The organism is Hymenobacter terrenus, assembly GCF_000972495.1.
In the GTDB taxonomy this organism is placed as follows: Bacteria; Bacteroidota; Bacteroidia; order Cytophagales; family Hymenobacteraceae; genus Hymenobacter; species Hymenobacter terrenus.
Genome location: NZ_LATM01000035.1, coordinates 34,050 through 44,200, shown reverse-complemented (window position 1 = coordinate 44,200; position 10,151 = coordinate 34,050). Strand labels below are relative to the sequence as shown.

At 57.3% G+C, this 10,151-nt stretch carries 10 protein-coding genes; 3 read left to right on the top strand and 7 right to left on the bottom strand.

Translation table 11 applies throughout. The features are described 5' to 3' along the window. Positions 1-82: 82 nt before the first annotated feature. The 6 genes from WX88_RS23685 to pheS form a co-directional block, all read right to left on the bottom strand. Positions 83-910, bottom strand: coding sequence for an energy transducer TonB (locus WX88_RS23685; RefSeq protein ID WP_231590780.1), 828 nt, complete (start codon positions 908-910; stop codon positions 83-85). Continuing rightward, positions 907-1,431 carry an ExbD/TolR family protein gene (locus WX88_RS23680; RefSeq protein ID WP_046246908.1) on the bottom strand — a complete coding sequence of 175 codons (525 nt, stop codon included), beginning with the start codon at positions 1,429-1,431 and terminating at the stop codon, positions 907-909. The genes WX88_RS23685 and WX88_RS23680 overlap by 4 nt, the downstream gene beginning before the upstream one ends. Before the next feature lie 137 nt (positions 1,432-1,568). Then, positions 1,569-2,156: a 5-formyltetrahydrofolate cyclo-ligase gene (locus WX88_RS23675; RefSeq protein ID WP_046246907.1), complete on the bottom strand. Its 588-nt coding sequence runs from the start codon at positions 2,154-2,156 to the stop codon at positions 1,569-1,571. Between the two features lie 183 nt (positions 2,157-2,339). After that, complete coding sequence (gene bshC / locus WX88_RS23670) at positions 2,340-3,929, bottom strand: bacillithiol biosynthesis cysteine-adding enzyme BshC (RefSeq protein WP_046246906.1); 1,590 nt, start codon at positions 3,927-3,929, stop codon at positions 2,340-2,342. Positions 3,930-4,157: 228 nt separating this feature from the next. After that, entirely contained in the window at positions 4,158-5,471 is a 1,314-nt protein-coding gene (gene rimO, locus WX88_RS23665) for a 30S ribosomal protein S12 methylthiotransferase RimO (RefSeq protein ID WP_046246905.1), read from the bottom strand. Positions 5,472-5,752: 281 nt separating this feature from the next. Then, on the bottom strand, positions 5,753-6,823 hold the full coding sequence (pheS, locus tag WX88_RS23660; protein ID WP_082116270.1) for a phenylalanine--tRNA ligase subunit alpha: 1,071 nt from the start codon (positions 6,821-6,823) through the stop codon (positions 5,753-5,755). A gap of 120 nt (positions 6,824-6,943) precedes the next feature. Between pheS and WX88_RS23655 the strand changes: the two genes are divergently transcribed. The 3 genes from WX88_RS23655 to WX88_RS23645 all read left to right on the top strand — a co-directional run bounded on the left by WX88_RS23655 (position 6,944) and on the right by WX88_RS23645 (position 8,823). Next, positions 6,944-7,633, top strand: coding sequence for a hypothetical protein (locus WX88_RS23655; RefSeq protein WP_046246903.1), 690 nt, complete (start codon positions 6,944-6,946; stop codon positions 7,631-7,633). Between the two features lie 224 nt (positions 7,634-7,857). Next, a complete protein-coding gene (locus WX88_RS23650) occupies positions 7,858-8,280 on the top strand; it encodes a hypothetical protein (protein WP_046246902.1) in 423 nt (140 codons plus the stop codon). Positions 8,281-8,463: 183 nt separating this feature from the next. Further along, entirely contained in the window at positions 8,464-8,823 is a 360-nt protein-coding gene (locus tag WX88_RS23645) for a hypothetical protein (protein WP_046246901.1), read from the top strand. Positions 8,824-8,830: 7 nt separating this feature from the next. Here WX88_RS23645 and WX88_RS23640 read toward each other — a convergent pair whose 3' ends face one another. Then, positions 8,831-10,075 carry a M16 family metallopeptidase gene (locus tag WX88_RS23640; protein ID WP_046246900.1) on the bottom strand — a complete coding sequence of 415 codons (1,245 nt, stop codon included), beginning with the start codon at positions 10,073-10,075 and terminating at the stop codon, positions 8,831-8,833. Positions 10,076-10,151 lie beyond the last annotated feature (76 nt).

Here is a 10,151-nt window from a genome sequence, read left to right as displayed (position 1 = left end):
TAGTTTCATACCCTAAAGTAAGGCCTGGTTACTTTTGGCTGGGTATTTAGCTCACTGTTTGAGAAGTAGCGCTTAAACTCAGCTACTGAATTTTGAAGGTAATCGGTACCGAAAACGATACGCTCACTTCGCGGCCGTTTTGCTTGCCAGGGATGAATTTAGGCAGTGTGCCAATGGCCCGAAGGGTTTCCTCGTCCAGGCCCGAGCCCAAGCCTTTCAGCACCTTGGCATCGACTACTTCACCCTTGGCATTCACCGTGAAGCTCACGTAAACGCGGCCCTCTACACCGTTGCGCAGAGCCAGGGCTGGATATTTTACCGCTCTCTGAATAGCCGCCACGATAGCCGCTTGGCCACCACCGCCGGGTAATTCGGGCATTTGCTCCACCGAAATGTATACTTTGGTGTCAACGGTGCCTGCTACCTCTTTGGGGCCATCTACAGTTTCCAGCGGACCCAGGTCTATATCCGTACTACCTGTTTCAGTTACGTTGGCCACCCGGACATTTTCCAGGGCTCTCTGTTCAGGTACGTCTTCGGTAGCTTGGTCATTGGGCACTACTACTGGCGGGGTAAAGCGGATAGTAGCCACGTGCTGCGGCTGCGCGGGTGGCGCCACGGGAGGTGGGGCAACTGGCGGTGGCGTAATTACTTTCTCGTCTAGAGGCGGGGCAATAAGAATGGTTTCAATCTGGACCTTGGGCGGCGCGACGGGCGTCTTATCCTTCAGCAACTGCGCCAACAGCGGAAATGCGAGCAGCAGCGCACAAATGGCCGAGGCGATGACCAACGCGCGTGTCACGTGGCGTTGGTAGAGGGCACGAAGCTCATAGGCTCCGTATACTCGGTTGCGACCATCGAATACGATGTCGTCGAGGCTGGCCGTGGCCAGCTGGGCATTGGTCATCATAAGGATTTGGGTTTAATAAGGGTTAAGTCATCTTGGGTAATTTTGACCAGCGCGTACTTCTGCTGGTGCGTAATGCTCATTTCATCCAGAATGTCCACCATGTCCTGGTACTTGGATTCCGCGCTCGGTTTAATCAGGACGACCATTTTGGGCTGCTGCTGATGCCGTTGCAGCAGCACTTGCCGGATGCCATCGGCGGCGAAGGTGGTCGTCTTCAACTCCGGGGCAGCTATGGTCTTATCCTTGGGCGCATTCAAGCCGAAGAAATAATGCACCTGGTGCCCTTTACCGAGAATAATGGTCATGGCCCCGGATTGAGCCACGGGTGTCTCCACATCCTTCACCGGCATCTGCAACTCCAAGGTGTAAGGCTTGGCGAAGGTGGTGGTGAGCATGAAAAAGGTGAGGAGTAGAAACGCCAGGTCCACCATCGGCGTCATGTCGATTCTGGTCGACATCTTCTTCGCTCGTCGTTTGCTACCCTTGTGGGAGCCGGCCGCTTGCTGTTGAATTTCTGCCATAGTTTCTATCCATTTTAGGTGAGAGATACTTGGCAAACGCGGTGTGTGAACGAGTTATTGTGGCGCTATTGTCACTGTGTGAAAATATTTATTCCAATGATGCAAAATGACGCAAATGCCCATAATATAAGTGTGCGCTAGAAGTGCCATACACCACTCGGTGTCACGCAAGCGTGCAAGGGCACATCGGTCGGCAGCACGTCAGCAATGGGGCCAACCGGCGCTTCATCGAGCACATTAAGCCCAATAAACGTCGTGCCTGGCCCGCACTGGGCAAGAAACCGGTCATAAAAGCCCCCGCCATAACCGACGCGGTGGCCGGCATCGTCCACGGCCAGCAGCGGCACCAATACCGCATCAAAAGCCAGCGGTGGCACTTCGGCCGCAGCTGCTGCCATAGGTTCGGGAATGCCCCAGCGGTTTTCTTGGGGTAGGGTTTCAGGCGCCAACTCGTAGTGCTTCAAACTGACGCCGTCGGGCTGTACCACTGGCACGGCTAAGTGCACGGGCAATGCTGATGCCCAGATGCGGCGAATGATGTACCAGGTGTCGGGCTCGTGGCGCCGGGTCAGCGGCAGAAACAGGTGCAGCCAGCGCCAGGCGGCTACCGGAAAATGCTGAAACAGCTGCTGGCAAAGCAGCTTGCTACCCCATGCGACCTCCGTAGCCGCCAAGGCCTGACGGCGGGCAAGCGCGGTGCGACGAAGGGCAGCTTTCGTGAGCATCAGGGCGAAATCTTATTGATTAGCAAGCAGCAGCGCAACACCAAATAATGGTGATTTTTCATTTCATTCTAGTTCTACCAAGCTCGAAAAGTGGCTTGCCCTCGTGCACGGCCCTGCTTCAGACCCAGCTAAAAGCGAAGGGAGGCTAAAAAGGCCAAGTGCATGGCCGATAGAGTCTTGTCTCTATTCCTCCTCCAGCACCGTGAACTCCAGCGCCAGCGGCTCGAAGGCATCGAGCAATTGCTTAATGAAGTTCGGGTTGTTAATCAGAATGCTCAGCACGTTTTCGCTGCGCTCCTGCAAGGCACCGCCGGGGAAGAGTTTGTCTTTGAGTGCTGTGAGCTGGGTATAGGCCGTTTCGTGCTTGTTTTCAGCGGCTTTGCTCAGGCGCTTTTCGAGGCCGGCGAGGCCGGCGGCGGCTTTCTGGGCTTCGGCGGCCACGGTTTTTACCAGCGTCGGGTCGAGGCGCTGGGCTACGTCCTGTACTTGCTGGAAGGCGGTGGCCAGCGCCTGCTGCTGGTCTTTCAGGCTGATTTCTTCCTGGCCAAGCGCAGCGCCTACCTGCTTTTTCAGCTCTGGTAGCGGGCGGAAAATCTCGCGCCAAGTGAGGCCCAGCTTCTTCAGCTTACCCGCATTGGCCCGGCTGATGTACTCAGCCGAATTGCGGGGCAGCACAATGGGGAAAGGCACCCCAAACGCCGCAAACACGTCTTTCAGCTGAAACCAATAGGCTACTTCAGCGCCGCCGCCGATGTACACCAAGTTGGGCAATAATATTTCTTGGTAAACCGGCCGTAGCACCACGTTGGGGCTGAACTGCTCGGGGTGTTGCCGGGCCAGGGCGAGTAGTTCTTCCTGGCTATGACATCGGGCCGTGTTGCGAACGGTGACCTCCACGCAGTCGGCCCCGTTGGCGTCGGGCTCCAGCCGCTCGCGCTTGCCCTCGTCGGTAATAAAAAAGAGGTTGATAGGGCGCGAATACACCTGGGGTTTGTAGCCAGCGGCCGTCAGGCGGGTGTTGGTGGCCTGCACGGCCGCGTTGGAAACCTGCTCCCCGATTTCTTTTTCCAGCAGTGGCGTCAGGGCCTGTTTCAGGTCGGACCGGTCGGCATCCAACGTCACCAGACCAAATTCGCCAAACAAGGCATCAGCCAGCCTGCGGGTAGCTTCTGCTAGGGTCTTCGACTCAGTATAGGCCTTGTGGAAAGCTGCGGGCACTTCGGGCGGTAGCTGGCTCAGCAATTGCTCGGCAAAGCCATCGAGCAGCAGCCGGCCCACCGGGCCGCCGGTATTGGCCGCGTCCCACGAATACGTTTTACCGAACAGCGAGAAGTGGTTGATTTCAGCGAAATCGTGGTCCTCCGTAGCCATCCAGTACACCGGCACGAAGTCATACTGCGGATACTTCTCCTTCAATTGCCGGCTCAACTTAATGGCCGATACAATTTTGTAGATGAAATACAGCGGCCCGGTAAGCAAGTTAAGCTGATGACCGGTGGTTACGGTGAAGGTGGTTTCCCGCTCTAAAAGCTGAATATTAGCCGAGATGTTGGGTTGCGGCCCCTCCGGTAAATATTGGTCGCGCAAGGCGGCTACCAGACGTTTGCGGGCCTCGGGAGCGTAGGAAGCCTGCTTCTCCTCAATTTGGGCGGCGAAGTTTTCCAGCGCTGGCCAGCGGTTGTAAAAGGGGGCTAAGGCTGGCTTTTGGGCAATGTAGTCGGTCAGGAGACCAGAAAAGGAGCCGGTTTCGGCGTAGGATATTGTCTGAACCACGGATTCGCTCGGATTAGTCGGGTTGCACGGATTTTAACTTCGATGACCTACGGCTGTGGGCGGCGCAGCTTTCGATTGAGAGAGTCAGGTCCCAAAGGTCGGGGTTAAACAAAAAAGGCAGCCTCTTGGCTGCCTTTTGAAAATTTAAATATCACGTCAATAGCCCGAGGGCCGCTTTCTTGCTAAGCCTGAAGACTAAAACCGTTTCCAAAATCCGCAAACGGTGCCTCACACCAATTGCCCGTACAGGTCGAAGTCCGTGGCTGAAGTGATTTTCACGTTGGCAAAGTCGCCGAGGCGTACGAAAGTGTCTTTTTCCACCGGCACCAGCACTTCGTTGTCCACCTCTGGCGAGTCAAATTCAGTGCGGCCCACGAAATGGCCGCTTTCCTTGCGGTCGAACAGCACCTTGTAGGTTTGCCCCACGCGGGCTTCGTTCAGCTCCATCGAAATGCCTTGCTGCAGCTCCATAATGGCATCGGCGCGCTCCTGCTTCACCTCGGCCGGCACATCATCGACAAGGGTGTGCGAGTGCGTATTTTCTTCGTGCGAGTAGGTGAAGATACCCAGCCGCTCGAAGCGCGTTTGCTCCACGAAATCATACAGCTCCCGGAAGTCCTGCTCCGTTTCGCCGGGGTGGCCGCTGATGAGCGTGGTGCGTAGCGCAATGCCCGGCACGCGCTGCCGAATGGTATCTACCAGCTCGATGGTCCGGCGTTTGGTAATGCCCCGGCGCATGGTTTTCAGCATATTATCGGAGCCGTGCTGCAAGGGCATGTCGAGGTAGTTGCAAATGTTCTCGCGCTCAGCCATCACGTCCAGCGCATCCAGCGGAAACTGCGAAGGGTAGGCGTATTGCAGCCGAATCCAGTCGATGCCGTTCACGTCGGACAGGTTGCGAAGCAGGTCGGCCAGCTTGCGCTCCCCATAGGCTTGCAGGCCGTAGTAAGTCAGGTCCTGGGCAATGAGAATCAGCTCTTTGGTGCCCATGCTGGCCAGGCGTTTCGCCTCGCGTACCAAGTCCTCAATGGGCCGGTCCACGTGCTTGCCGCGCATCAGCGGGATGGCGCAAAACGAGCAGGGACGGTTGCAGCCCTCCGCGATTTTGAAGTAGGCGTAGTGCTTGGGCGTGGTGATAAGGCGCTCACCAATAAGCTCGTGCTTGTAGTCGGCGTTGAGCACCTTCAGCATCTGGGGCAGTTCCAGGGTGCCGAAATAGGCGTCGACCTGCGGAATTTCAACTTCCAGCTCATCCTTGTAGCGTTGCGAAAGGCAGCCGGTCACGTACAGCTTATCCAGGCGGCCGGCTTCCTTTTCGTCGGCGTAGCGCAGAATGGTGTCGATGCTCTCTTGTTTGGCGTTGTCAATAAAGCCGCAGGTGTTGATAATGACGATATTGGCATCAGACTTCTCTGCTTCGTGGGTCACGTCGAAGTGGTTGGCCTGGAGTTGGCCCATCAGCACTTCACTGTCCACAATATTCTTGGAGCAGCCCAGGGTGATGACGTTGACTTTATTTTGGGTTTGATTTCTAACTTTCACTTATCACGGGTTTAGACGGATTCAGCAGGCTTCACGGATTTTGCTCGCTCTGTCCTGCGGGTCACGAATTTATAGGCAAGAGTAAACCAAGGATGAGGCTCAGCGCCGGCTGCTACGAGGAAAGTAATTCCAGTCAGGGTGTCCTTGCTGCTCAGGGTTTCAAATGATTTGGTCACGTTTACCAAGCCGTTGGCACAGCTTTGGATTCGGGAGTAGCAGTCAGCGCAAGAGTTGGAGTGGAAGAAGCTAACACGGCCCGCTGGCCAAATGATTCAGCGGTCTTACAGCGCCTCAAACTGCCGCAAGAACCGCATGTCATTCTCCGTGAATAGCCGCAAATCCTTAATCTGGTACTTGAGCATGGCAATGCGCTCGATGCCCATCCCCCAGGCATAGCCCGAGTATTTATCGGAATCAATCTTGGCATTTTCGAGCACGGCAGGGTCGACCATGCCGCAGCCGCCAATTTCTACCCAGCCTGAATACTTACAGATGTTGCAGCCCGCGCCTTTGCAAATGAGGCAGGTGATGTCAATTTCGGCGCTGGGCTCAGTGAAGGGGAAGAAGCTGGGTCGGAAACGGATATTGATATCAGCTCCGAACAGCTCCTGTACGAAGTAATACACCGTCTGCTTCAGGTCGGCGAAGCTCACTCCTTCGTCAATAAAAATGCCTTCCACCTGATGAAACATCATATGCGCACGGGCCGAAATGGCCTCGTTACGGAACACCCGGCCGGGCATCACGCGGCGGATGGGTAGCGGCTCGGTTTCCATCACGCGCACTTGCACGGTGCTGGTGTGGGTACGCAGCAGGTGCGGCAGAGCTGGAGCCCCCGTTGGCGCGTCGCCGGGCGTAGTGCTGCGCGAAGCCGGTTCCACAAAGAACGTATCCTGCATGTCGCGCGCCGGGTGGTTTTCGGGGAAGTTGAGGGCCGTGAAATTGTGCCAGTCGTCCTCAATTTCGGGGCCTTCAGCCACCGCGAAGCCGATGCGGGCAAACACACGCAGCATTTCCTCGCGTACCAGACTCAGCGGGTGGCGGGTGCCCAGGGCGTTGGGCACGGGCGGCAGCGTGTAGTCAAAATCGGGGTTGGCCGGGGCATTATCAGCCGCGGCTTCGGCCGCCTGCTGAGCTTCGTCGAAACGGGCCTGGGCCTGCTGCTTGAGGGCGTTGAGCTGCTGACCCACAGCTCGCTTCTCATCGGCGGGCACCGTCTTGAGCTGGTCGAATAAATCGGCCAAACGGCCCTTACGACCGAGGTAGCTGATGCGAAACGCATCGAGGTGGGCGGCGCTGCTTAGATCGGCAGCATTAATTTCGGCCGCGAGGCCGGCAATAGAGTCCTGCATCATAGGCCACAAAGTTACGTTCGGTGGAGTACCATCGCAGAACGATTCACGTAAGTAGTCGGAACTTATCCTTTCCGGTTCATCTTCCTCCCGCTTATTCCACATTAATCCTCATCCAACATGAAAAGTACTTTGTTTTTACTGCTCCTCTCTGGAGCACTGGCAACTAGCGCCGCAGCCCAAACCGGTGGTTGGGATACTGGCGGGTGGGACGCACCTAAGAAAAAGACGACCAAAAAAACCACTACTACGGGCAGTCAGACGCGCGCCGGGGGCCAGCAGGCTGCTCCACAGAATGATGGCCGTACGGTGTCGCCCTATCCCAGCGAGCCGGCCCAGCCAGACCCCAATCCTGGTAACACCGCTTCCACGCCGCCCGACAACAGCTTTGTTCCGGGTGCCACCAGTGGCTCGACCCAAGGCGGCAACGACCGGCAGGGTATGTCCGTTGCGCCTGGCACGCCAGTGATGCTGCAAAGTGGGCGTAGCGTGCTGGAAAACGATGCTGCTGCTGCTCGCGAGCGGCGGCGCCTCCGAACCGAACGCCTCAAAGCAGCGGCTGCTAAACCCACATTGGTGGGCGCCGAAGGCGCCACCATGAGTGGCGGCGACCAAGCTGGCGCGGCCCCGGCTGCAACCACCAACGCCGGAGCGGCTGCCGCGGGCACTAGTGCTGCCGGTGGCATGAATGCGGCCACCGGCAACGCTGAGCAACCCATTGGAGTCAGCACAAAGACGGGCAGCGCTACCCAGGCCACTCCCCCCAAAAAGAGCGTGAAAAAAGCACCCGCCGCACCATCTGGCTGGTAGCTCAATTACGCCTGCCGAACAGTGTTTTTGAAAGCGTCGGGCCTCACTTGCTTTGCCATGTGAAGCCTGATAACTCCACGGCCCGGCCGACCCACGCAAGACGGGTCAGCCGGGCCGTTTTGCGTGGAGCCAGAGCAAGAAATAGAAGTTGGCACACTTTTCGTTTTGTCCCCTTATAACAACGCCAATTACTTTTTCTAACCCATCTCACTCAAACTTCAGCCATGCTTCGCTCCCTCCTCACCCTTGCCCTGTCGATGTTCCTGCTGGCTGAAGCCAGTGCTCAAACGACTCCCGCCGTCACCCCCAAAAAGACGACCAAGACCGCCAAAGCCGCCGCGCGTGTTGCCGCCCGCAATGCTAAGAAAGCCCGCCGCGTAGCCAGCAAGTCGACTACCGTTGCCCCGCTGAACGATGGCTGGCCTCCACTTGATAATACCCAAACCGCCGTGGCTTCTGCCACTGCCGCTGATGGGGGCTGGGCCACCGATGCGCCCGCTACCAGCTCGCGCGGCGAAATTGATAACGCCAACGTACACGCGGCCCCCGGTATGCCACTACACATCCGCACCAGCAACGGCATGGTCCCCTACAGCGTGCGTCCGGCCCGCAAGCCTGCCAGTGCGCAAACCACTCTCGGTAACTAAGTATAACTAGCTGCTGTTTAGTTTGCGCTAGGCATAATACAAACGGCTTACCGTATTTTCGGCCCTCATTATGCGCTGCTACCCGCCTAAGGCAGCAGCGAGCATGATGGGGGTCGAAAACTTTTGGTTCAGCTTACGTAAGTCTACCTATTCAATTCATCATTAACCATTTTCATTGATTATATGCTTCGCTACTTTTTCGCCTCACTGTTGCTCTGCGCCTTCGTAATGGTCGATGCCAGCGCTCAAACTAAACCTCGTGCTGCCAGAAGGAAAATTGCGCCCTACTCTAGTCGCAAAGCCCCCCGCAAGCGCGCTGCCAACATCAACCCTCATACCGGCAAGCCCTATGGCGCGGGGGTGCCGCAGGACATTAAAGATGGCACCGCCTACCTGGCCCCCGGCGTGCCGATGCGCAAGCAGGAAGGCTACCAGAAAAACGGTGGCTACAACGACAACCGTGCTCCCCGGCCAGCCTATAAAAAGCCAACCAACAGCTCCCTGAGCCGCGACGGCAGCGCGCCGACAGCTACCAAAAAGTAGCGGCCAACTATTCCGCTGCTACGGCTTCGTAGTATAAGGTGCTGCAGTTTTCGGGCCGCAGCACCAGTTGCGCGGCGTTCCGCACGTCGGCCACGGTCACGGCTTGGATGCGGCGGCTTTCATCATTCACCAAGTTGGCGTCGCCTTGCAGTTTGCTGTAGGCCAAGTTTAGGGCGCGGTTCAACAGGTCAATTTCTCCGAAAACCAGGCTGCTCTCGGCCTGGTTTTTTACTTTTTCGAGCTCCTGAGCATCCACATCCTCAGCCAAAAACTCCGCCACGATGGCTTCGACGGCGGCGTCTGCTGCTTTTAGGTCCACGCCCGCGTTCAGCTTACCGCTGATGACGAGCAAGCCCGGGTCGAGTGAGCCGGTGAGAGAAGCCGAAATATTGTTGAACAAGGCCTGCTCCTTTACCAAGCGCTGGTGCAGGCGAGCCGATTTACCGCGGCCCAGTACGTCGCTCAGCAGGTCCACGGCGTGGTAGCGCTCATCGGCGCGGGCGGGCATGTGGTAGGCTTTGTAGAGGGCGCTCAGGGGCACGGGAGCAGAGGCAGCGAGGTGTCTGGCCTCGCGCTGCTCGGGCTCCTGGGGCAGGTGGCGCTGGTAGGCCGGGCCACCGGGGATGGGGCCAAACCATTTTTCGGCCAGGCGGCGCACTTCGGCAGTGCTCACGGCACCAGCTACTACCAGCACGGCATTCTGAGGAGCATAGTGCTTCTGAAAAAAGCCGCGTACGTCGTCCATCACAGCATTTTCGATATGCGAAATCTCCTTGCCGATGGTGTTCCACTGGTAGGGGTGGGTGTGGTAGGCGAGGGGCTTGAGCTTAAGCCACACGTCGCCGTAAGGCTGGTTGAGGTAGCTCTGTTTGAACTCCTCAACTACTACTTTGCGCTGCACCTCCAAGCCATTTTCGGAGAAAGCAAGGTTCAGCATCCGGTCGCTTTCGAGCCAGAAGCCAGTTTCGAGGTTGGCTGCTGGCAGCGAGAGGTAGTAGTTGGTGACGTCGGAACTGGTGAAGGCATTGTTTTCGCCTCCCACGCGCTGCAACGGTTCATCGTAGCTTGGGATGTTGACAGAGCCCGAAAACATGAGGTGCTCGAACAAATGGGCAAAGCCCGTGTGGCCAGGGTCTTCATCGCGCGAGCCCACATCGTACATCACGTTGAGTACGGCCATGGGCGTGGAAAAATCTTCGTGAACGATGCAGCGCAGGCCGTTGTCGAGGGTGAATTCGGTGAAATGAATCATAGAAAGGGAAATAAAGTAAGCAGCAAACTACTAGCATGGGCGTTAGGTTCGGGTGCAGCGAAAACCCGGCCGCAGC

Bases quoted from the DNA above. Each gene is read 5' to 3' on its own strand.
- pheS (WP_082116270.1), bottom strand. From the start codon at position 6,823: ATGCAGGACTCTATTGCCGGCCTCGCGGCCGAAATTAATGCTGCCGAT.
- WX88_RS23675 (WP_046246907.1), bottom strand. From the start codon at position 2,156: ATGCTCACGAAAGCTGCCCTTCGTCGCACCGCGCTTGCCCGCCGTCAG.
- WX88_RS23645 (WP_046246901.1), top strand. From the start codon at position 8,464: ATGCTTCGCTACTTTTTCGCCTCACTGTTGCTCTGCGCCTTCGTAATG.
- WX88_RS23650 (WP_046246902.1), top strand. From the start codon at position 7,858: ATGCTTCGCTCCCTCCTCACCCTTGCCCTGTCGATGTTCCTGCTGGCT.
- WX88_RS23685 (WP_231590780.1), bottom strand. From the start codon at position 910: ATGATGACCAATGCCCAGCTGGCCACGGCCAGCCTCGACGACATCGTA.
- WX88_RS23640 (WP_046246900.1), bottom strand. From the start codon at position 10,075: ATGATTCATTTCACCGAATTCACCCTCGACAACGGCCTGCGCTGCATC.
- WX88_RS23655 (WP_046246903.1), top strand. From the start codon at position 6,944: ATGAAAAGTACTTTGTTTTTACTGCTCCTCTCTGGAGCACTGGCAACT.
- WX88_RS23680 (WP_046246908.1), bottom strand. From the start codon at position 1,431: ATGGCAGAAATTCAACAGCAAGCGGCCGGCTCCCACAAGGGTAGCAAA.